Origin of the sequence: Nitrospira sp. (assembly GCA_016873435.1) — a bacterium.
Lineage (GTDB): Bacteria > Nitrospirota > Nitrospiria > Nitrospirales > Nitrospiraceae > VGXF01.
The window spans coordinates 87,990-109,799 of the sequence record VGXF01000001.1 but is presented as its reverse complement, the minus strand read 5'-3'; the positions used below and the strand labels follow the sequence as shown (position 1 = coordinate 109,799).

The window sequence follows — 21,810 nt, the reverse complement described above, 5'->3', positions numbered from 1 at the left end:
CGAGATGCGAGCGATGATGAAATCTTCCGAAACGATCGCCTTCGGCGGGCTGACCTTCGCGGCGGTGTCGTGGGGCGCCTCAATCGTCGCGCAGAAGTGGGCCCTTGGCTCCCTGTCGGTGGTCGAAGTGTCGATGCTGCGCGGGTTCGGGGCGTTGGCCCTGTTGGTTCCGTTGTGGTGGTGGCAGGAGGGGGCGACGACCAAGTTGTCGGCGCGCGACCTGGCCACGCTGGCGGGGTTGAGCCTCGGCGTGCTGGGTAACCATCTGCTGACGCTGTTTGGCCTTCGCTACGTGGAGGCGGCGGTGGGCGGCGTCATCATCGGGGCCGCGCCGGTCATCACGGCACTGCTGGCATCTGTTATTCTTCGTGATCTGCCGTTTCGCGTCGTGGTGCTGGGCTGCACGGTCTCGTTCGGCGGTGTGGCGCTTGTATCCACGGCGGGAGCATCTGGAGGAGCGGGCGCCAATCCATGGTTGGGTGGTACACTTGTCGTGCTGGCGCAGGTCTGCTGGGCACTCTACTCGATTGGCGGTCGCCATATCATGGAGCGGCTCTCACCGCTGACAGTCAACTGGACGACGCTGGCCTTTTCGCTGCTGCCGCAGATTCCATTGCTGTGGACGGATCAAAAAGCGCTGGCTGTGGGCACGGACTCCGTCACAACCTCGGCTTGGTTGGCAGTGATGTTTCTCATCGTGTTTCCGACAGCCCTCGGCCAGCAGGCCTGGCTTCATGGGGTGAAGGGAGTGGGGCCGTCGCGGGCGGGCATTTTTATCAATCTGATTCCTGTGTCCGCGCTGTTGCTGTCGGTCATGATTCTGGGTGAGGCAATGGACGCGCCAAAAATTGCCGGTATCGTACTGATTCTCGTAGGTGTCTGGCTTGTGAATTGGCAGTCAGGACGCTACAAGGAGGCCCGCTCATGAATGTGAAAATGACACCGGATGCCGTCATGTCCTGGATGGATCTTGTAACGAATCTGGCTTTCCGCTACGGATTGCAGGTGCTCGGGGCGCTAACCATCTTGACGGTAGGCGCACTGCTGGCCCGTTGGGCGGGCGGGACTGTGCAGCGCTGGCTGGACCGCCAGGATATGGAGCCGCCGGTAAGGAGTCTCATCGCTCGGGTTGTGCGGGGCGGCGTGTTCGCCTTCGCGGTTCTTGCAGCGCTCGATAAATTCGGCGTGCAGATCGCGCCGCTGATCGCTGGTATCGGCGTTGCCGGTCTCGGTGCCGGTCTCGCGTTGCAGGGCGTCCTGAGCAACGTGGTCGCTGGCCTGACGATTATCATTACCAAGCCCTTCAGCGTTGGCGAGTACGTCGAGATCATCGGCGTCCATGGCGAAGTGGTGTCGATCGACCTATTTTCAACCGTGCTGCGCCATAGGGATCAGTCCAAGGTGGTGGTGCCCAATCGGGAGATCGTAGGTGAGGTCCTACGCAATTACGGCGTGATGCGTCAGTTGAACCTATCGGTCGGCGTGGCCTATGGAAGCAATCTGACGGATGCGCTCAGGCTGGCGCGGCAGATCGTTGCAATCCATCCGCGCGTGCTGAAGTATCCGGAGCCACTTGTGGGGATTGCAACACTTGGCGATTCCGCGATCGTGTTGTCGATTCAACCCTGGGTGAAGATCACCGATTACGGAACGGCTCAGGCGGAGCTCTACCAAACCGTGATCGAGCAGTTTCGTGCCCATCGGATTGAGATGCCGTTGCCGCAGCGAGAAGTACGCATGTTAGCGTCGGCCTGACCGGCATACGTGGACGACTCCCATGATTAAAGAACGAATCGAAGAAGTCACCCGCGTCAATCAGGCGTTTTACTTGGCCTTCGAAAGTCTGGACATCGCGCAGATGGACCGCCTCTGGGCGCATCAGGAGTATGTGACCTGTGTCCACCCGGGCTGGGCGCTGCGCGTCGGCTGGCCGGAGGTGCGTGATTCCTGGGTGCTGATCTTCAACAACACCTTTGCCATGCGGTTCGAGCTAACGGAGATTCAGATCCAAGTGGCGGGCGATGTAGCCTGGGTGATCTGCACGGAGAATATCACGGCGCAACAATCAGCAGACGAAAAGCAGGTAAGCCAGGTGCTGGCGACAAACCTCTACGAGCGGGTGGGCGAGGAGTGGAAAATCATCCATCACCACGGCTCGCCAGTGATGCGATAGCGCAGACGCCATGCGTCAATCGTAGACGAGAACGGTGCATTTTTTTGAACAGATGACGAATAACGGGTGACGAGTAACGTGTCGTTTATTCGACTTTGACGGTTTTGAGCCATTCCGCCGCCACGTCATCTCGCTCCGGCATGGTCATTGCGGCATAGGAGTGAAACATCTGCGCGCTCTTCCGCCGCCGCCACTTCAGGAATTCCAGAAAATGATCCTTGCAAGCCGTGCAGGTGCCCGCCGGGGCATAAGGCTTTTGCGTACAGTTGGGAACAAGACAGGTGCCGTAGTCACTCATACCTAATTCCGTGACGGCAGTATGCCGGAGCGTCCGGCGGGATTGCAAGGCGGCACGCGCGGCTCGAAAGCACAGCTTGACGCACTCCAGCCATTCCAGTATGTCAGACGCATCATGATTGTGTTGCTTCGGACAATCGGTCTACCAGTTCCAGTGTTGCTCCTTCTGATTGGTTGCATGGGCGGGCAGTTGGCCCCGCCGGTCGCCACGCCGGCATCCGATGAGAAGGTGGCGGTGACGACAGTACCGCTCCCCCAGGGTGTGGCCAGTGGGGACGTGACTAGCCGCACGGCCCGCATCTGGTTCCGGACGTCCGGCCCCGCGCGTGTTGAGCTCGAGTGGGCGCCTGACGGAAGGGGGGCGGAGTTAACGGGGACTCGCGCTCTCACGACGTCTCCGGAACAGAGCTTCACCGCTACTGTGTCAATCGATAACCTCCAGCCCGCGACGTCCTATCGATATCGCGTGACGGCACGTCGGTCCGCTGCGCTGTCCACTGGACAAATTGTGGAAGAGACGGGGAGTGGGACGTTCCGCACCGCACCGGCAGACACCCGCAGCGAGCCAGTGATGTTCGCGTGGAGCGGCGATCTGGGTGGCCAGAAGCGCTGCCGCGATCTCTGGGGCGGCTATCCGATTTTTGACCGCATCCTGCAAGTCAAGCCGGATTTCTTCATCATGCTAGGTGATACGATCTATGCCGACGACACCTGCCCCTCGCCGCCGAACGTGCCGGGCGCGGACTTTGTGGCATCGACCCTCGAGCAGTATCGCACCAAGCATCGCTATCAGCGGGGCTCGGCGGCGCTGCAGAGATTTTTGGAAGCCATTCCAGTTTATACGATCTGGGATGATCATGAGGTGCGGAACAATTTTTCAGGTCTCGCGGATCCTCAGATGTCGGCCGGCCGCCAGGCGTTTCTCGAATATTGGCCCATCGGGACTCCGGCGGACGATCCCGCAAGGCTCTATCGATCATTTCGCCGCGGCGCGGACGCCGAGGTCTTTATTCTCGACACGCGCCAATATCGTGATCTGAACGCCAAGCCGGATGGGCTGGCCAAGACCATGCTCGGGACGGCGCAGCGCGAATGGCTAATCGACAGCCTGGACCGTTCGCCCGCCACCTGGAAATTCATCGTGACTAGCGTCCCGCTGTCGAATCCCAAGGGAGGCACGGTCCAGGTCCCGGGCAACGACAGTTGGGTGGGCGCAATGGACGGAACAGGGTTTCACACGGAACTCCGTGCAATCATCCATGCGCTGAGCAAGCGCCAAGTCCGCAACGTCATCTGGCTGGCCGGCGACGTCCACTACACGCAGGTCAATGCCTACGATCCAAACAATGATGGCACAGCGGATTTCCATGAGTTTATCGTTGGGCCTCTGTCGGCCGCTCCGGGCCTGCCTCTGCCACCCGACCCCGCTTTCAAGCCGGCAACCCTGCACAGCGAAGGGGGCTTCTACAATTTTGGCGTGATCACGGTGAAAAAGACCGAGCTGCGGCTGGAAATCGTCGATGACACCGGGCGCACTCGATTCACCTACGCAATCAAAGCCCTGTAGGTCGCTTGCAATCCGAAAGCGCGATCGGGTACTGTGCCATCCGTTTGCAGCCATCCAATTTGACGAAGGAGTACACATGGCAGGGGCAATGACGGCGGGACAGGTCTTCGAGAAAATCAGGGATGCGGCGGCGGATGCGACAAGCCCAGACGAGCAGGCGTTGCAGATCGACTACGATGCACTGAAGGTCAATGTCCAGGCGGCGCTGGGCGACCGCAAAGTCGCGCTGCTGCACATCAATAAGTTTTTGCCGGAAGGCTATGAGGAACAGGGGCGGTTCAACGTACTGTTGCTGACGGGCGGCAAGGTTTTCTTCGACATGGTCATCGGCGATTCCTATTTCCGCTACGACATTATCTCAGTTGGTGAGCTGGATAAGGTGCAGCTCGTGGACGCGGCTTGGGAAAACAAGGAAAAGCGGCAGGAAGAACCGTTCCTGAGCCTTCGTCTGATGCACGGAGAAGAAGCCCACATCGCGCTGGCGCTTGATGATGACGCGCGCAAGAGCTTGCTGGCGCTCGCCAAAGCGGTTTCTGAATCTCGCACTCCAGAAAAGTAATCAGCGGCGGGTGTAGAAGGGGAGTGCGTGTACCGTCGCCTGATATCGACGGCCGTCGTGTTCCACCTCCAGCACGGTGTTGGGTGCACAGAAATCTTTCAGGGGGAATCCTAGTGCGATCACGCTCCCAGTCGCCAGTGACTGCACCGCGCTACTGATCCAGCCGACTTCGCGATCGCCGCTGAATAGCCTGTCACCTTTGCTCGGAATCTCTGCATTGCTCAGCGTCAATCCAGCGAGATGTCGTCGTACGCTGTGATAGGTATCCATCCGCGCAATCAGTTCCTGCCCCGGATAGCAGCCCTTCGACAGGCTGAAGGCTTTGCCCTCAAGATTGGCCTCGTGCGGGACAATTTCATCTGTGATGTCATGACCGGCCATGGGGAGGCCTGCTTCCAGGCGTAGGACGTTGTGTGTGTCGGTTCCAAAGGCCTGCACGCCCATTGACGCACCGGCCTTGAGCAACTGATCCCACGCTGCGGCCAAACCATCTGACGGCAGCAAAAGTTCCACATCCATTTCGCCAGTTTCTTCTGTCCTCAGGAATAGCCCTTGCTGCCCGGTGATTTCATAGGGGAGGCAGGAAATCGGTTTCAGACCGGTTACGTCGGCACCGAAGGCAGCCTTGATCAGCTCGGCGGCCTTTGAACCACTGACCAGTAAGAGTCCACGGGAGTCGGCCCAGCTTTCCATCTTGGCTTTGGTGCCGTAGAGTAGAAATTTTTTGAATGCCTGCAGCGTCACTTCGCCGATTTCACCCACGTCTTCAACGAGCAGCGATTCAGCGAGTAAATACACGCGGAAGTAGGTCAGCATCCGACCCTTGTGGTTGAGAAAGCTGGAGTAGAGGCCCTGGCCTGGCTTCAACGGCAGGAGATCGTTGCTAATGATTCCCTGCAGCCATTTTACGCGGTCGTCACCGACGACGTTGAGCCGGCCGCGGTGCGACAGGTCGGCGATACCAACGCTGTTTCGCACGGCCTTGTACTCAGCGTCAGAGTGGCCATAGTGCTTCGGCATTGTCCAGCCGGCAACCTCGCTGAAGACGGCCCCAAGTGCGGTGTGCCGGTCGTGTAGAGATGAGCGCTTCATGAAAATTGTGAGAGGGCGGATAGGTAACGTTGCAATCGACATTCACAATCGAACATTCAACATTTCCTCAAGCAGGTCGCGCGTGCGCGACGAGAATTCATTGCGCGAGACAATCTTGGTCACACCCAGCTCTTTTGCCCGCTTCCAGGTGTCCACTTCTTCGTGGTTGGCAAAGGCCAGCACGGGGAGAGTTTTGAGCTGTTCCTGCGCCTTGAGTTGCGCCAGCGCCTCAAAGGCGTTCAACTTCTCGTCGTTCATGTTCAGGATCATAGCGCAGGGGCTGAAACTGGCGGCCTTGGCCGGTACCTCTTCCTGCGAGCGTGCTCGTTCCAGCGCATAGCCGTGGGGCAGCAGCGCATCACGGACTTTCGTGTAGAAAAAAATGTCGTTGACAGCGATCAGCACGGTTTTCTGGTTCATTGGGTTTATCTGGTTTGTTCAAATCATCTGGTTCATCGGATCGGACGTCACCGAAACAAGCCTAAAAACGAGATACGCCGGAGAAGCCAGGTCAGTTGAGCATTCCGATAAGCCGGCCCAGCGCTTTCTTGGCCAGGGCATACTGCGGATTGAGCGTCAGCGCCTGCTTGTAGGAGTCCATGGCCCGGTCCCACTGGCCCTTTTTTTCGTACACACGGCCAAGGTTTAGGTGGGGGAAGGCCGGGCTTTCGTAGCGTCTGGCCTGCATGGCCTGTTGAAACCAGGGGATGGCTTCATCGAATTGTCCTTGCTCGATCAGGTAAGCGCCGATGTCGTTGTAGGGATTCCCAAACTCCGGGTCCACTTTGATGGCGTGGCGGCATTCTTCAATGGCGTCGTCGAGCCGGCCCATAAAACTGTAGGTCCAGCCAAGGAAGGTATAGGCTTCGGCCGTCGGATGGGTCGCGATGGATTTCTTGTAGAGGTCTACGGCTTCCTCCAGGTCGCCTTTCATCTGGTACTCGTAGGCTTGCTGGAAAAAACGCCAGGCTTCTTTTTTATCTTCTTCTCGGCCTTCGCCTTGTATGAGGAAATCTTGGACGTCCATGGGTGGTCAATTGTCAGTCGTTAGCCGTCATGTGTCAACTGTGCAGAAGAAAGCCTCGTTTGACGCGTACTGAATGATGCGTGCTATTCCTGTTTGAGCTTCTTTTTGATGAGCTCTGCGCCGTAGCGTCCTGATAGGAGCATGGAGCCGAAGGCCGGGCCCATACGGGGGGTGCCGTGCACGGCGGCCACGGCCAATCCTACCACGAAACAGTTGGGATAGACTTCCCCCGTGTGGTCCATCACGTCCTGCTCAGAACGAGACACCCACATGGCACCGTTGCCCGGCACCTGTTTGTAGAGATTCCTCTTATTCAGCAGGTGGACCACGACGGCATCGTGGCCAGTGGCATCCACGACGATTTTGCTCTCCAGCGCGATCGGGTCCACATGGATAATGTCGTGGCCGGCCATCTCGGCGGTCGTGTTGTTCACAACGACGCCTTCCAGTAGCCCATCCTTGCGCAGGATGAGGTCCACTACGCGGGTCAGGTTCATGAGCTTGGCGCCGGCCTTGTAGGCGGCGTGGATCAGGGCACCGGTGGCATGGGGCGGGTCCACGATGTACATGCCCTCGCAGTCCTTGATCTTCTTGCAGGGGACGCTGAGTTCTTCGAGGATTTCATGGGCAGGCGCGCAGATGGTCGCCTTGTTCATCAGATAGCCACCGGACCAAAAGCCGCCACCCAGCGAGAGGCTTTGCTCCACAATCAGTGTGCGGAAGCCCATCGTGGCGAGATCGTGCGCGCAGATGAGGCCCGATGGCCCCGCGCCGACGATGATGACGTCGCTCTCGATGAGCTGGTCGAACTCTTTGTAGTATTCCCGGGCGATCTGTCGGGTGATGTCACGTTCCCTTAATGGGGCGGGTGTTGGTTTTTTGACCATGGTCTGCCTCAACGGTAAATTTCCGCACCGGTTTTTTTAAATTCGTCCGACTTTTCCTTCATGCCGATCTGGATGGCTTGCTGCTCGTCGAGTTGCTTCTTTGCGGCATAGTCCCGCACGTCCTGCGTGATCTTCATCGAGCAGAAATGCGGACCGCACATGGAGCAGAAATGTGACACCTTCGCTGCGTTGTCTGGCAGAGTGGCGTCATGGAAATCCTTCGCCGTGTCCGGGTCCAGCGACAAATTAAACTGATCCTCCCATCGGAACTCAAACCGAGCTTTAGAAAGGGCGTTGTCCCGCGCCTGCGCGCCCGGATGTCCCTTGGCGAGATCGGCGGCGTGGGCTGCGATCTTATAGGTGACGACGCCGACCTTCACGTCTTCTTTGTCCGGCAAGCCCAAATGTTCTTTCGGCGTCACGTAGCAGAGCATCGCGCAGCCGTACCAGCCAATCATCGCAGCGCCGATGCCGGACGTGATGTGATCGTAGCCCGGAGCGATATCCGTGGTCAGCGGCCCCAGCGTGTAGAAGGGCGCCTCGTGGCATTCCTTGAGCTGCTTCTCCATGTTGACCTGAATGAGATGCATCGGAACGTGGCCGGGGCCCTCGATCATTACCTGTACATCGTGGCGCCAGGCGATCTGGGTGAGTTCACCCAGCGTTTCCAGTTCGGCAAACTGCGCGTCGTCGTTGGCGTCAGCAATGGAGCCCGGGCGTAGGCCGTCCCCGAGGCTGAAGGAGACGTCGTAGGCCTTCATGATCTCACAAATATCTTCGAAGTGCGTGTAGGCGAAATTCTCCTCGTGATGCGCAAGGCACCACTTGGCGTGGATGGACCCGCCACGAGAGACGATGCCGGTCATCCGCTTCGCGGTCATCGGTACGTAACGCAGGCGCACCCCCGCGTGAATTGTGAAATAGTCCACGCCTTGCTCAGCCTGCTCGATCAGCGTGTCACGGTAAATTTCCCAAGTCAGGTCTTCTGCCTTACCGCCGACTTTCTCCAGCGCCTGATAGATCGGCACGGTCCCGATGGGCACGGGGGAGTTGCGGATGATCCATTCGCGGGTTTCGTGAATGTTTTTGCCGGTGGAGAGGTCCATCACCGTGTCCGAACCCCAGCGGATGGCCCAGATCATCTTTTGGACTTCTTCTTCAATCGAAGAGGCGACGGCTGAGTTCCCGATATTGGCGTTGATCTTGACGAGAAAATTGCGGCCGATGATCATCGGCTCGCTTTCTGGGTGGTTGATGTTGGCCGGGATGATCGCGCGGCCCCGGGCGACCTCGTCGCGCACGAACTCAGGTGTGATCCTATCTGGAATTTTGGCGCCCCATGATTGGCCAGGATGCTGCGCAACACCGCCGCCGTGTCCGTTTCTAGCGATTAGCTCAAGGGCGAACTCGCGCGATTGATTTTCACGAATCGCGATGAACTCCATCTCCGGCGTAATGATGCCTTTGCGGGCATAGTGCAACTGGGAAACATTCATGCCGTGCTTGGCGCGCAGCGGCTTGCGAATGTGCTGGAACCGCAGTTCGTTCAGTTTGGGGTCCGCCGCACGCAGTCGGCCATATTCAGATGACACATTGGTCAATTGTTCCACGTCGGTGCGATTCAGAATCCATTGCCAGCGCAGAGGCGCGAGGCCCTTGCGGGCATCGATCGTCGCGGCCGGGTCCGTGTAGGGACCGGACGTATCGTAGACGGTGACTGGGGAATTGGGCACCGGCGCGTCGCCGTTGGTCGAACGGGTCGGAGTCAGGCTAATTTCGCGCATCGGCACGCGGACACCGCGTGTGCCGTCCACATGGACCTTTCGAGAGGCTGGGAAGGGGGTCGTTGTCAGAGAGGCGGTGGGGGTGTGGCCGCTGCCATTCCCCTTGTGGCCGTTGGAGCCGTTTCCCGTGAGACTCATAGCGTGTCCTTTCTGCTGGCCCAAATAAAAACGCCGGCATTTCCCAGCGGAGGGAACGGCGGCGTTTGAAAGGATCCACGCTCTGTCCGCTTCCCTACGCTGGCATTATCCAGGTCAGGTTCAGAGGGAGTGTGGCGCGCGGGCCACATCTCAGCCGCAAGGCCCCCCTAGCTACGCCGCATCGTACTCCCCTTTTTTTTGGAATGTCAACGACGAGTCTGTCCGGCATTGCCGGCCGTGATGAGGTGAAGAGGGCGTGCCAAACGCTAGGCTGTAGGTCCAAACAAACAAGAGGGGTATTCGCAGAACACATTGAGGATTTTTTCAGGCCCCGCACGACGCAGATGGCCGCGCATCGTTCCCCGCAGTAGGGCGGTCACTGCCGTGCAGGCAGCATTGATTGTCTGAAACTCCTCGCGTACAATGGCAACGCATTCACAACCCGTGGAGTTTTGAGGGGTTGGGCGGGGGGAGTGAGATCGTGAAGGCCATCACCTCTGAGCCGCGAACCATCGCTGAATATCAAGGACGTTCCGCTGAAGAACTCTTCCAGCGAACCGCCGAGGCCAAGCGCGCGCTCGGCGACCGCGTGATGGTCCTTGGCCACAACTACCAGCGCGACGAAGTTATTGTGCATGCAGATTTTCGTGGCGACTCCCTCAAGCTGGCCCAGATCGCCGAGCGGCAATCCGACCGTCCGTACGTCGTCTTCTGCGGCGTCCATTTCATGGCCGAAACGGCTGATATTCTCAGCCGCTCCAATCAAACCGTGATCCTGCCGGACATGGCTGCCGGCTGCTCCATGGCCGATATGGCGGCAATCGAGCAGGTAGACCAGTGTTGGGACGAACTCGGCCGCGTGATTCCGGTCGAAGAGACCGTCCTGCCGGCGGTCTATGTGAATTCTGCGGCAGTGCTTAAGGCGTTCTGTGGCGAGCACGGCGGTATCACCTGCACGTCATCTAATGCGCGCGCGGTGATCGAGTGGGCCTGGGCGCGCCGCGAAAAGATTTTGTTCTTTCCCGATGAACATCTTGGCCGCAACACGGCCAATAAGATGGGCCTACCGCGCGAGGAGATGATTGTGTGGGATCCGTTCCAGCCCCGCGGCGGCAACAGCGTGGAGGCGATCAGGCGCGCGAAGCTCATTCTCTGGAAGGGGCATTGCAGCGTGCACCAGATGTTCCAGCCGGCGCACGTGGACTATTTCCGTAAACAATATCCTGGCATCAAGGTGATCGTACACCCGGAATGCCACGAAGATGTCGTCAACAAGGCTGATCAGGTTGGCTCGACGGAGTTTATCATCCGCACAGTCACGGCTGCGCCGGCTGGCACCGCCTGGGCGGTCGGGACGGAATTGAACCTGGTCAACCGACTCAAGAAAGAGCAGCCCGACAAGCACGTCTACTTCCTCTCTTCCACAGTCTGCCAGTGCGCTACCATGTTCCGCATCGATGCGCCTCACCTCTGCTGGGCGATGGAAAACCTGGCCAGCGGGCATGTCGCCAATTCCATCGTGGTGCCGGATGACGAGAAACGCTGGGCCAAGGTTGCGCTTGACCGCATGATGGCGATTAGCTAACTGGAAATTTCGAATTGTGAAAGCCGAAGGTTGAATTTCGGATTCAACCACCCGTGCACTTCACAATTCATCATTCACCGTTCTTAATTCGAAACAATGGACTATAAAGCGACCCTCAACCTGCCCAAGACTGACTTCCCGATGAAGGCGAACCTGCCGCAGCGGGAACCCGAGATGCTCGCGCGTTGGGAGGAGGAGCGGCTCTACGAGAAGATTCAGCATGCGGGGAAAGGCCGTCCGCTGTTTGTACTGCACGACGGGCCACCCTACGCGAACGGCCGTATTCATATCGGCCATGCGCTGAACAAAATCCTCAAAGACATCATCATCAAGTCGAAAACAATGGCTGGTTTCCACGTGCCCTATGTCCCGGGCTGGGACTGCCACGGTCTACCGATCGAACATCAAGTGCTGAAAGAGTTAGGCGACAAGAAAAAAGACCTGGATGCCACGGCGATCCGCAAGCTCTGCCACGACTACGCTGAGAAATATGTCGCGATCCAGCGCGACGAGTTCAAGCGTCTGGGTGTGCTGGGCGACTGGGGCCATCCCTATTTGACGATGAACCCGGGCTACGAGGCGACAATTTTGCGCGAGTTCGGCAAGTTTGTCGCAAAGGGCTGTGTGTACAAGGGCCTCAAGCCAGTTCTCTGGTGTACACAGGACCAGACCGCGCTGGCGGAAGCGGAAGTGGAGTACGAGAATCACACCTCGCCGTCGGTTTATGTGAAGTTTCCGCTCGTGGATGGCCCGGCAACTGTCGAAAAAAAGATCGGCGTTGCACTCTCCGGCGTCAACACACTCTCCGTGGTCATCTGGACCACCACGCCCTGGACGCTTCCTGCTAATCAGGCCGTCTGTCTCCATCCGGAGTTCGACTATGCCGTGGTAAAGGTTGGCAGCGAGGCCTACGTCATCGCCAAGCCACTGGTGGATGCATTTGCCAAGGCCTGTGCGGTGTCGGATTTCACGGTGTTGGGGGCAAAAAAGGGACAGGTATTTCAGGGGCTCGGAGCAAAGCGTCCGCTGACGGATGGCATTTCACCGGTGCTGCTTGGCAACTTCGTCACTTTGGAGCAAGGCACCGGCTGTGTGCACATCGCGCCCGGGCACGGCATGGAGGACTATATCCTTGTGCTGGAGCATAACGCCGTCGCGCCAAAGGCGGAGCAGTTGGAAATCCTTGCACCGGTCGACAACGCGGGACGCTTTACTGCGCGCGTAAACGACTTCACGGGCCAGCATGTTTTTAAGGCCAATCCTGCGATTGTTGAAACGCTCAAGTCGAAAGGCGTACTGCTGGGATCGGACAGCCTGAGCCATTCCTATCCACATTGTTGGCGATGCAAGCAGCCGGTGATCTTCCGTGCGACGGAGCAGTGGTTCGTTTCGATGGAGAAAAACGATCTTCGGAAAAAGACCCTTGGCGTCATTGATGAGATGGCCGCGCGCAGGGGCTGGATTCCGCCCTGGGGGCGCGATCGCATTTTCGGCATGATCGAGAACCGGCCAGACTGGTGCCTCTCGCGTCAGCGGTCCTGGGGCGTACCGATTCCTGGATTCACATGCAAAGCCTGCAAAAAAGTTTTGGCTGATCAAAGACTGATCGAGCATGTGGCCGGCTTGGTTGAGCAGCAGGGCGCAGATGTCTGGTTCCAGAAAACAGCGGCTGAACTGCTGCCTGCTGGAACGGTCTGTTCGTGTGGGGGAAAGGAGTTTGAAAAGGAGAAAGACATTCTCGATGTCTGGTTCGAGTCGGGTGTGAGCTTTGCGGCCGTGCTCAAACCACATCAGTGGTGGCCAGCGGGCCTCTATCTGGAAGGCTCGGATCAGCATCGCGGCTGGTTCCACAGCACGCTACTCGCCGGCATGACGACGGACGGTCAGCCGCCCTACAAAGCGGTGCTCACCCACGGTTTTGTCGTGGATGGAGCGGGAAAGAAAATGTCCAAGTCGGTCGGTAACGTGGTGGCACCACAGGACGTCATCAAGCAATCCGGAGCGGAAATTCTCCGGCTCTGGGTCGCCGCGCAGGATTACCGGGAAGACCTCCGCATCTCACAGGAGATCCTAGGCCATCTCGTTGAGGCCTATCGCAAGATCCGCAATACCTGCCGGTTTCTGCTGAGCAATCTCTACGACTTTGATCCGGCTCGGGACCGGGTGGCCTACGAGAAGCTTCCGGAATTAGATCGCTGGGCACTACTGCGACTGGGCGAACTGATTCCAAAAGTCCAAACGGCCTACGACGCTTATGAATTCCACACCATCTTCCACACGCTGAATAATTTCTGCGCGGTAGATTTGAGTGCCGTCTATCTCGATATTCTGAAAGACCGGCTCTACACCTTCCGCAAGGACGCGCACGAGCGGCGTAGCTCGCAGACCGTCTTGTATGATGTGGTGGTGGCGCTAACGAAGCTCATGGCACCAGTGCTGAGCTTCACGGCAGATGAAATCTGGCAGATGTTGCCAGAGGCGGCACGCAAGGAGGCGGCCAGCGTGCATTTGGCATCGTTCCCGGAGGCCTCTCCGAAATGGACAGATGGTAAGCCAGCCAAGGAACTTGCAGCGCAGTGGGAGAAACTGTTGGAAGTTCGAGTTGACGTACAGGCCAAATTGGAAATCCAACGCAAGGACAAAACTATTGGGTCCTCACTGGAAGCGGAAGTGCTGATTGAAGCTAATCCAGACAAATTTAAACTTCTGGACCGTCATAAAGATATTCTCCCGAGTTTGTTCATTGTGTCACAGGTTAATCTGAAGCCAGTCACAAATCTGCCACTCAAGCCAGACTTTGCTGTCACAATCATTAAGGCTAAAGGCAGCAAATGCGAGCGCTGCTGGAACTACCGGCCGGCGGTTGGGACGTTCATGGATCATCCGACCCTCTGCGACCGCTGCGTGGAGGTAATCCAGTGAGTAAGCCGACGGCCCGTTACGTGCTGCTGGGGTTGGTCAGCGTCATCACCGTGTTGCTCGATCAGGCGACGAAACTCCAGATCACGCAGTCCATGCGGCTGCACGAGTCCATTCCGGTGGTGCCAGATTTCTTCAGCATCACCTACATCCGCAACCCCGGCGCGGCCTTTGGCATTCTGGCGTCCAGCAGCAGCGGGTTTCGGCTGGCCTTTTTTGGGGTGACGTCCATCCTTGCGCTGGTTTTATTGAGCACGATCTTCGTACGGCTAAAGCCCACGCATTGGATCGGGCAGCTCAGCGTGGCGGCGGTCTTCGGAGGGGCGATTGGAAATTTATTGGACCGTGTGCGGTTCGGCGAAGTGATCGACTTTCTGGATATCTACCTTGGTGCGTATCACTGGCCGGCCTTCAATGTGGCCGATGCGGCCATCAGTGCCGGCGTCTGCTTCCTGGTCTATCATTTGGCTTTCGAGAAGCACGAAGCAGAGCCCGCGCCACAACAGTTGAAGAATTAGCTAAAGTTTAAGCGGAAAGCGGCAGGATAGATCCGCTCTTTGCGTAGAACTGTTTCTGCTTTTCGGTTGAGAAAAATAATATCGGCTGGGTGTAGCAGTACTGATCGTCTTTGGTTGTGACCGCCGTATCGGCCTCGCTTAGCTGGGCAGGTATCCCTTCGCCAGTTGCAGCGCTGGCGCTTTATCGGTCCTCATCACGTCGGAGTGAAGCGTGTCTTTGTTGTCCGCCGCTCAGGGGGCGTAGGCTTTCATGGTAGCAGCAGCCCAACAGTTCCTCTCTACGGAATGATCCAGAGTACTAGTGCGCCCATGGCGATGCGGTAATAGGCAAAGACCATCAAGCTGTGCCGCTGGACAAAGGTCAGGAAGCCGGCGATGACCGCCCAAGCCACGAAGAACGCGACGATCATGCCCAGCCCAAGCGCCATCAGGTCGTGCGAGGAAAACGTGGCTGCCGATTTCAACAGCTTGTAGCCGGTTGCGGCGATCAATGTCGGTAGGGCCAGAAAAAAGGAGTATTCCGTTGCGGTCTTGCGGTCCATGCCTTGCAGCAGGGCGCCGATGATCGTGGCGCCGGAACGGGAGGCGCCAGGGATCAGGGCGACGCACTGGGCCACGCCGACCCAGAAAGCCGTCCGCACGCCGACCTGCCCCAACTGGGTTACGCGCGGGTTGAGTTTCAGCGCCTCCACGCCCATGATGATGCCCCCGCCTATGATGGAGGCGATGGCAACGGTGCGCGGATTAAACAGATGGGTCTCAATCCAGTGGTGGCTTAGCAGACCGAGGACGGCTGCGGGGAGAAAGGCCACGAAGAGGCCGATCAGAAACCAGAGGTTCCGGTGCTGGGTCATTGATTGTGTGAGCGCGTCCATCCAACCGGTCGTCCCGCACGATGCTCTGAGCGACGCCTGCTCCGTTAGGGCCTGCGAGAAAAAAGCGGACAGTTTCTGTCGCTCGTAGACGACCACGGCCAGGATTGCGCCCAGTTGGATGGAAATCGCGACGCTCGCCGCGGTCTCGCCGGTAAAACCCAGCCAGTGCCCGATGAGAATCAAATGGCCGGTGGAAGAAATCGGCAGGAATTCGGTGAGTCCTTCAACAATCCCGAGAATGACAGCCAGTTCCGGCCCCCACACATTCATGGCGGCGCGCATCTTCACAGAGTTGTTGGGCGGCGTCAACTCTTCGAATGCCCGGCCTTCCAAGCGGGATGGGCTTAGGGCTGATGCTGAGCGGTATTGTGTCTGTCCGGCCTGTCGAGTGGGCGACCCATCAGCCACGGAAGCCGAAAACACGATAAATCATTGTTTCGGTTGACAAATTTCATGGGATGCACTACACAGAGTCGTAAGTTTTGGAGTTTTTTCTGGTCGGTGGTGGAGGAAGACATGAAAAGCGGAGCAGTGATGGGTGTGCTGGCGCTAGCGGCGATGGTCGCAAGTGGCTGCGTGAGTTCGAGTAAGTACGAGCAGGCGATGGCGGATACCCAGGAGGCGAAAGAGAAGGCCGAGCGGGTGCAGCTGCAAAAGAAGGCTCTCGAAGACGAGGTCAAAAGTCTTCGGGATCAGAAGAGCAAACTAACGGCGGATGCCGAACTAGCCTCCGCCGAGTTGCAGCGTCTAAACGACAGTCTGGACAAAGAACGAGGCGGCAAGGATTCCCGCATGCGTGATCTGGATCAGCGCTCGCGCGATCTCGCCGCGCAGAACCGCGCGCTCAAACAGGTCAATGACTCCCTGAAGAAGCAGAATGATTCGCTCAAAGCCACGGTGACCAAGTACCAGAGGGCGATCAAGGAACCGCCGGCCTCTCCGATGGCCGTGCCGATGCCGCCCGCTGCTCCCGTGGCGCCGGTGCCGACCTCTGCGCCTGCGGATCCGGCTGCTGCCGGGCTTGTGAACGTCAATACCGCCTTGTCGAAGCAGCTCGAAATGCTCGGGCTCACCCAGGAGGAGGCGGCCAAGGTGGTCGCCGGACGGCCCTACAAGGTGAAACAGGAACTCGTCTTGCGAGGCATATTGCCAAAGCCGAAGCTTGACGCCATCAAGGATCGGATCACTGCTTCCCAGTAACAACGGGGACTCTCGCGGCGTATAGGCGCCGCGGTCGCAGCGCTGCGCAGGCCATTCTCCACCCGGCGGATGGCCTGTTGCGTTTGAGCCGGTTTGGCTGCACAATGAGTGCAAGCACAGTGTGTATGGATACCACAGCATGACACGGAAAGTGATTTGGATCGCTGGCATTCTCGCGGTGGGCGTGGCCATAGGGGGCTACGTATTTTTTAGCGGCGAGCGGAAGATTCCTGTCCGCTACAAGACCGTGCCGGTCGAGTGGGGCGCGATCGTGTCGGTCGTCAATGCGACCGGTACGATTAATCCTGTGACAATGGTCCAGGTCGGCAGCCAGGTGACGGGCATGGTAGAAAGCCTTCACGCGGACTTCAATTCCGTCGTGAAGAAGAACGACGTGGTCGCCCGCATCGACCCCTTCCCGTACCGTGCGCGGCGCGACCAGGCGTCGGCGAATCTGGCCAACGCTAAGGCGGCAGTGCTCAAGTCCAAGGCCGATCTCCTGCAACGCAAGCGCGAGCTTGACCGGGTGCAGTCCCTCATCACACAGCAGTTTGTTTCGCAGAACGATGTAGACGTGGCTGTGACCGCTCACGAAGGCGCGATGGCGCAACTGGCCGTGGCGGAAGCCGCGGTCAAGCAGGCACAAGCGGCGCTGGAGGCGGCCGAGCTCGACCTGACCTATACCGTCATCAAGGCACCCATCGACGGCATCGTCATCTCGCGTCTGGTCGAAGTCGGGCAGCGGATAAATGCCAGCATGTCCATCCCTGTGGTGTTCATGATCGCTCAGGATTTGACGAAGATGCAGGTGAACGCGAACGTGAGCGAGGCCGACATCGGCGGCATCACGGAAGGGAAGGAGGTTGCGTTCACGGTGGACGCCTATCCGGGCCAGCGGTTCCAGGGCAAGATCCGCCAGGTACGCAACTCGCCGATCAGCGTGCAGAACGTGGTGACCTACGACGTTGTCGTCGACGTGGATAATACGGGCCTGCAGTTGAAGCCAGGCATGACGGCGAACGTCTCCATTGTCGTCGCGCGCAAGGACGACACATTGAAAGTGCCGAACTCCGCGCTGCGCTTTGTGCCGCCCAAAATGACCGAGGGCGCGGGCGGGTCATCTGGCCATCCGGGGGCGGCGCCGCTCAAAGAGCGGAGCGGAGCGAAGACAGTCTGGAAAATGAATGCGTCCGGTGATCCGAAGCCGGTGGCGGTGCAGACTGGGATTTCTGATGGACTGGTCACCGAAATCACCAGTGGGGACCTCAAGGAGGGCGATTCCATCATCGTCGGATTGGAAGCGCTGAAGTCCACGCGGTCGAATAATCTACCTCCGGGGTTCGGTGGCGGGGGGCCGCATCAACCGCGGCGGCCAGGCGGACGGGATCGCGGGTTGTGACCCCGTGAAGCGTCGCTCGTTCTTAGTTGTGCATCCACGTGGTCCTGCCCTCGCGCCACGCTTCACGCACAACGAGGTACGCACGTGGCGTCCTTAATCGACTGTCAGGACGTCTGGAAAATCTACCGGCTTGGCGACCTGGAAGTGCAGGCGCTGCGCGGCCTCACCGTCTCCATTGACCAGGGCGAGTTCGTGGCGATCATGGGCTCGTCCGGCTCCGGCAAATCTACCTTCATGAACATCGTCGGGTGCCTTGACACGCCCACCCGTGGCAGCTACCGGATGGGCGAGATCGACGTCGGGCGGATGGAGACCGATGAGCTGGCCGAGCTCCGCAACCATCGGATCGGTTTCGTCTTCCAAAATTTCAATCTAATTCCAAGAACTAGCGCGCTGGAGAACGTACAGTTGCCGCTGTTCTATCGCGGGCTCTCGCTGCGCGAGCAGCGGGCCAAGGCGGTGGAGGCGCTGGCGCGCGTGGGATTGTCTGGACGCGAGCACCACTATCCAGCGCAGCTTTCCGGCGGTCAGCAGCAGCGAGTGGCCATCGCCCGGGCGCTGGTGACCATGCCCACACTCCTGCTTGCCGATGAGCCGACCGGTAACCTCGACACTGAATCTAGTCGCGAGATTATGGCTGTCCTCGAAAGTCTCAATCGGCAGGACGGCATGACCGTGCTGGTCGTGACGCACGAGCCGGACATCGCGGCCTATGCCGCTCGCAAAATCGTCATCAAGGACGGGCAGGTGCAGGAAGATTGGGTGAAGATGCATGAGACGTTTAGCGTGAAGCGGTAGACGCATGGGGAGGCCGGGGACATGATTCCAGCTTCTGACATTTCACGATTTTCGCTTCTCGACTGATGGGGGCTCCAGATGGGCGCGTTCATTCTGCTCACCGTCACCACGGCCTTTCGTATTCTCGGACGTAATCGCCTGCGCGCTGGCCTCACGGTGTTGGGTATCGTGATCGGCGTCGGCGCGGTCATCGCCATGACCAGCATCGGCGAAGGCGCCAAGGCCGTCGTGCGCTCGCAGGTGGCCAGCATGGGGACCAACGTCATCATCATCCTGCCCGGCGCCACGACGACGGGCGGCGTGCGCGGCGGGCAGGGTAGCGGAGTGACGCTCACCGTGGCCGACGCGCTGGACTTGAAAAAACGGGTCCCGCTACTGACCGATACAGCTTGGGGTAAGCGGGACGTGATGCAGATTGTCTACGGCAACAAGAACTGGAATGCGCCGGTCAATGGGATTTCTCCCAGCTATCTGATGGTGCGGGATTGGTTGTTTGCGAGCGGGGTGCCCTTTACGCAGATGGACATGGACGTGGCCGCACGCGTGGCGCTGGTGGGGCAGACGGTCGTAGGCAATCTGTTCGAACCAGGCGAGGAGCCGGTGGGGGCGACTATCCGGCTCAAGAATGTGCCCTTCACGGTGATCGGTGTGTTGTCTCCCAAAGGCCAGTCAGCGCAGGGGACGGATCAAGACGACATTGTTTTCATCCCCTTTACCACAGCAGAGCGGAAAGTGCTGGGGACACAGTTCCTTGGCTCCATCGGGGCCATCTTCGCCTCCACTGACCGGACGGAAGATCTGCCGGAGGCCGACGCGCAGATCCGCGAGGTGCTGCGGGCGCGGCACAGGCTCCAGCCCGAGCAGGCGGATGATTTTACCATCCGCACGCAGGTCGACATCGCCTCGGTGCAGGAGGGGACGGGGCAGACGCTTACGGTCATGATGTTTGCCATCGCCTCCATCTCGTTGCTCGTTGGCGGCATCGGCATCATGAATATTCTCTTAGTGTCCGTGACGGAGCGGACGCGCGAGATTGGCGTGCGGATGGCCGTAGGCGCCAAGCGGCGTCATATTCTTTTGCAGTTTCTGATCGAGGCTATGACATTGAGTCTCTTCGGCGGGCTGCTGGGGATCGTGATGGGTGTGCTGTCGGCGCGTATGACGACGGCGATTGCCGGATGGCCGACGATCATCTCGGTCGAATCCATCGTCTCTGCCTTCGCCTTCTCGCTTGTCGTTGGTCTGTTCTTTGGGCTGTACCCGGCCAACAAAGCGTCACGATTGAATCCGATTGATGCGTTGAGATACGAGTGAAATGGACCTGGACTATCGGGTAATCGTAGTCAGGGCCAGTTCGATGCGGGGATAGGTGGTGTCCAGGGCTTTGTAAAGGTGGATTTCCAGGACTCGGTTGTCGTTGATGCCCAAGGCCTCGCAGAGGGCGTCTTGGGTGATCTTCAGGCCGCTGTCCACGTCACGCCGGAGCGGCGAGGCGAAATAGAACCGGACAGCCAGAGATAGATAGTTCGTCTGCAGTGTGTGCCGCAGCGTCTCGCGGTGCGGGGATTTGGCCAGGGCCACCAGCACATGGTGTCCGACCTCTGACTTGTACCCGCGCCCTTCCGCGGATAGAAGCCGCCGATTGTTCACAGTCGCATATTGATGATTGATGCTGGGCGGTACCGGCAACGTGATCGTCAGTCGGTCCGGTGCGACGGCTGCGTGAAAGGCTACGGCTCTGTGCTTTGCCTGCGTCGGGAGACCCGCCAGCGCCGGGTGTATCCGCTTCGTGCGCGGTATGGCAACGGGAATGATCGGGCGCGCGGAGGAGGCTGCCGCGCCGGTTCGATAGGAGGTCAGGCGCACGGGCACTGGCGCGGGATGGCTGAGGCGTCTGAGTGCGCGTCGCGGCAAAGGATTACAGAAGATTCAGAATCTTGTTCAGGTTCTGTTCGTGCTTGTCTTCCGAGGTGCTGACATAGCGCCGCCACTCGGAGGGGTTCCAGATTTCGAGATGGTTGTAGAGGCCAATGATCACGATTTCTTGATCGTCTTCCACGGGGATCAGTTTGCGAAGTTTGCCGGGGATGAGAATGCGCCCGGCCTTGTCTACGTCGGACGTCCCGGCTTCCGCGACGACGAAGTGCATGAACAGCCGGCTCTGGTCTTCGTCGAGCTTCGCGCGCGTCCGTTCCAGCACCTTGTCCCATTCGGCCGGCGAGTAGGCCCAAAGCGCGCGTTCCGGTCCCTTGAGAAACACGACGCCGTTGCCCTCGGCTTCGAGCTGTTCGCGCAGGAGGGTCGGTACAAGGAAGCGACCTTTCTCGTCCAATTTGCAACTGTACTCGCCGGAAAACATTCGCGCGAACGTCCTTTCAGACTGAACGATGTTGTGCAGGGGGCTGGCTGCACAACCACTGGTCCAGATCGGAGCGCACGACCCGCCACTCCTTGCCCAGCTTAAAGGCCGGCATGTGGCGGTTCTGGATGTACCGATAGAGCGTGCGCGGCGTGACCTTGAGGTGGCGGCAGGTTTCCGCCGCTGTCAGTAAATCGTTCTGTGTGGATGCGGCCATCGTCGTGCTTGTCCGGATCCTAAACACCAAGAACTGACGATAGAAGCAGGTCAGAAAAATGTCAAGCTATTCCGCATGACAATACATGACACTGGCGGGCCGTGCGTATCGTTGGGAGATCGGGCAAACCGTTTTCGCGAGGGCGCCGACGTAAACCTCCGTGGCCCCGGCCTCGCAGCGTGTTCTGCCGTATTCTTGGCTCAGGAGTCCGAGGTTTAAATCATCTGGCCCCGCCAAGGGGCAATCCTTTAAAATCTATAACTTAGAAAAACAGTGGCATGGTGGAAACTCTTATATGAAATCTTCACTGTCGGGTGCCGAATATTGAATTGAAAATTAAAAATTGAACGTTCAACATTGATCCGTAACGACTCCGATCCATCTGGTTGTGAGGGCGCGAGCGGGTATGGTATGAG

22 protein-coding genes and 1 riboswitch are annotated in these 21,810 nt (G+C 58.8%); of the genes, 12 read left to right on the top strand and 10 right to left on the bottom strand.

Going from position 1 to position 21,810, the window contains the following annotated elements:
• Positions 1-13 precede the first annotated feature (13 nt).
• From FJ248_00540 to FJ248_00530, 3 genes are read left to right on the top strand one after another with little or no spacing between them, the layout of a single operon-like run.
• A complete protein-coding gene (locus tag FJ248_00540) occupies positions 14-928 on the top strand; it encodes a DMT family transporter (protein MBM4119377.1) in 915 nt (304 codons plus the stop codon).
• Positions 929-954: 26 nt separating this feature from the next.
• Entirely contained in the window at positions 955-1,755 is an 801-nt protein-coding gene (locus FJ248_00535; GenBank protein MBM4119376.1) for a mechanosensitive ion channel family protein, read from the top strand.
• 22 nt (positions 1,756-1,777) lie between these two features.
• On the top strand, positions 1,778-2,173 hold the full coding sequence (locus tag FJ248_00530; GenBank protein MBM4119375.1) for a nuclear transport factor 2 family protein: 396 nt from the start codon (positions 1,778-1,780) through the stop codon (positions 2,171-2,173).
• Positions 2,174-2,258: 85 nt separating this feature from the next.
• Here FJ248_00530 and FJ248_00525 read toward each other — a convergent pair whose 3' ends face one another.
• Positions 2,259-2,471, bottom strand: a complete 213-nt coding sequence (locus tag FJ248_00525) for a hypothetical protein (protein MBM4119374.1) — start codon at positions 2,469-2,471, stop codon at positions 2,259-2,261.
• 21 nt (positions 2,472-2,492) lie between these two features.
• Here FJ248_00525 and FJ248_00520 point away from each other — a divergent pair, with 21 nt between their 5' ends.
• Entirely contained in the window at positions 2,493-4,037 is a 1,545-nt protein-coding gene (locus FJ248_00520) for a hypothetical protein (GenBank protein MBM4119373.1), read from the top strand.
• A gap of 76 nt (positions 4,038-4,113) precedes the next feature.
• On the top strand, positions 4,114-4,596 hold the full coding sequence (locus tag FJ248_00515; GenBank protein MBM4119372.1) for a hypothetical protein: 483 nt from the start codon (positions 4,114-4,116) through the stop codon (positions 4,594-4,596).
• On the opposite strand, the gene FJ248_00510 is transcribed toward FJ248_00515, so the two are convergent.
• The 5 genes from FJ248_00510 to thiC form a co-directional block, all read right to left on the bottom strand.
• Complete coding sequence (locus FJ248_00510) at positions 4,597-5,688, bottom strand: aminomethyl transferase family protein (GenBank protein ID MBM4119371.1); 1,092 nt, start codon at positions 5,686-5,688, stop codon at positions 4,597-4,599.
• 42 nt (positions 5,689-5,730) lie between these two features.
• Positions 5,731-6,108 carry a response regulator gene (locus FJ248_00505; protein ID MBM4119370.1) on the bottom strand — a complete coding sequence of 126 codons (378 nt, stop codon included), beginning with the start codon at positions 6,106-6,108 and terminating at the stop codon, positions 5,731-5,733.
• A gap of 91 nt (positions 6,109-6,199) precedes the next feature.
• Positions 6,200-6,715 carry a tetratricopeptide repeat protein gene (locus FJ248_00500; GenBank protein MBM4119369.1) on the bottom strand — a complete coding sequence of 172 codons (516 nt, stop codon included), beginning with the start codon at positions 6,713-6,715 and terminating at the stop codon, positions 6,200-6,202.
• Positions 6,716-6,798: 83 nt separating this feature from the next.
• The gene (locus FJ248_00495; GenBank protein ID MBM4119368.1) at positions 6,799-7,602 is read right to left on the bottom strand and encodes a thiazole biosynthesis protein; all 804 of its coding nucleotides are present in this window, start codon (positions 7,600-7,602) and stop codon (positions 6,799-6,801) included.
• A gap of 8 nt (positions 7,603-7,610) precedes the next feature.
• Complete coding sequence (thiC, locus tag FJ248_00490) at positions 7,611-9,524, bottom strand: phosphomethylpyrimidine synthase ThiC (protein MBM4119367.1); 1,914 nt, start codon at positions 9,522-9,524, stop codon at positions 7,611-7,613.
• A gap of 74 nt (positions 9,525-9,598) precedes the next feature.
• A riboswitch (TPP riboswitch) is annotated at positions 9,599-9,703 on the bottom strand.
• A 302-nt stretch (positions 9,704-10,005) separates the two neighbouring features.
• On the opposite strand from thiC, the gene nadA reads away from it, so the two are divergent.
• The 3 genes from nadA (at position 10,006) to lspA (ending at position 14,546) form a co-directional block, all read left to right on the top strand.
• On the top strand, positions 10,006-11,109 hold the full coding sequence (gene nadA, locus FJ248_00485; GenBank protein MBM4119366.1) for a quinolinate synthase NadA: 1,104 nt from the start codon (positions 10,006-10,008) through the stop codon (positions 11,107-11,109).
• Positions 11,110-11,205: 96 nt separating this feature from the next.
• The gene (gene ileS, locus FJ248_00480) at positions 11,206-14,031 is read left to right on the top strand and encodes an isoleucine--tRNA ligase (GenBank protein ID MBM4119365.1); all 2,826 of its coding nucleotides are present in this window, start codon (positions 11,206-11,208) and stop codon (positions 14,029-14,031) included.
• Positions 13,941-14,546, top strand: a complete 606-nt coding sequence (gene lspA / locus FJ248_00475; protein ID MBM4119364.1) for a signal peptidase II — start codon at positions 13,941-13,943, stop codon at positions 14,544-14,546. Before ileS ends, lspA begins: the two co-directional genes overlap by 91 nt.
• Positions 14,547-14,824: 278 nt before the next feature.
• Here the strand turns inward: lspA and FJ248_00470 are convergent, their stop codons facing one another.
• Positions 14,825-15,691, bottom strand: a complete 867-nt coding sequence (locus tag FJ248_00470; protein MBM4119363.1) for an undecaprenyl-diphosphate phosphatase — start codon at positions 15,689-15,691, stop codon at positions 14,825-14,827.
• Between the two features lie 246 nt (positions 15,692-15,937).
• Here FJ248_00470 and FJ248_00465 point away from each other — a divergent pair, with 246 nt between their 5' ends.
• From FJ248_00465 to FJ248_00450, 4 genes are all read left to right on the top strand, one after another.
• Positions 15,938-16,621, top strand: coding sequence for a hypothetical protein (locus tag FJ248_00465; GenBank protein MBM4119362.1), 684 nt, complete (start codon positions 15,938-15,940; stop codon positions 16,619-16,621).
• A gap of 139 nt (positions 16,622-16,760) precedes the next feature.
• Positions 16,761-18,020, top strand: coding sequence for an efflux RND transporter periplasmic adaptor subunit (locus FJ248_00460; protein MBM4119361.1), 1,260 nt, complete (start codon positions 16,761-16,763; stop codon positions 18,018-18,020).
• An 84-nt stretch (positions 18,021-18,104) separates the two neighbouring features.
• Positions 18,105-18,818, top strand: a complete 714-nt coding sequence (locus tag FJ248_00455) for an ABC transporter ATP-binding protein (protein ID MBM4119360.1) — start codon at positions 18,105-18,107, stop codon at positions 18,816-18,818.
• A gap of 78 nt (positions 18,819-18,896) precedes the next feature.
• Positions 18,897-20,132: an FtsX-like permease family protein gene (locus tag FJ248_00450; protein ID MBM4119359.1), complete on the top strand. Its 1,236-nt coding sequence runs from the start codon at positions 18,897-18,899 to the stop codon at positions 20,130-20,132.
• A 12-nt stretch (positions 20,133-20,144) separates the two neighbouring features.
• Here FJ248_00450 and FJ248_00445 read toward each other — a convergent pair whose 3' ends face one another.
• From FJ248_00445 to FJ248_00435, 3 genes are read right to left on the bottom strand one after another with little or no spacing between them, the layout of a single operon-like run.
• Positions 20,145-20,747 carry a RusA family crossover junction endodeoxyribonuclease gene (locus FJ248_00445; protein ID MBM4119358.1) on the bottom strand — a complete coding sequence of 201 codons (603 nt, stop codon included), beginning with the start codon at positions 20,745-20,747 and terminating at the stop codon, positions 20,145-20,147.
• Positions 20,737-21,177 (bottom strand): division/cell wall cluster transcriptional repressor MraZ, encoded by a 441-nt coding sequence (locus tag FJ248_00440; GenBank protein ID MBM4119357.1) that lies wholly within the window; start codon positions 21,175-21,177, stop codon positions 20,737-20,739. Before FJ248_00440 ends, FJ248_00445 begins: the two co-directional genes overlap by 11 nt.
• A 16-nt stretch (positions 21,178-21,193) precedes the next feature.
• Positions 21,194-21,394 carry a helix-turn-helix domain-containing protein gene (locus FJ248_00435; GenBank protein MBM4119356.1) on the bottom strand — a complete coding sequence of 67 codons (201 nt, stop codon included), beginning with the start codon at positions 21,392-21,394 and terminating at the stop codon, positions 21,194-21,196.
• Positions 21,395-21,810 lie beyond the last annotated feature (416 nt).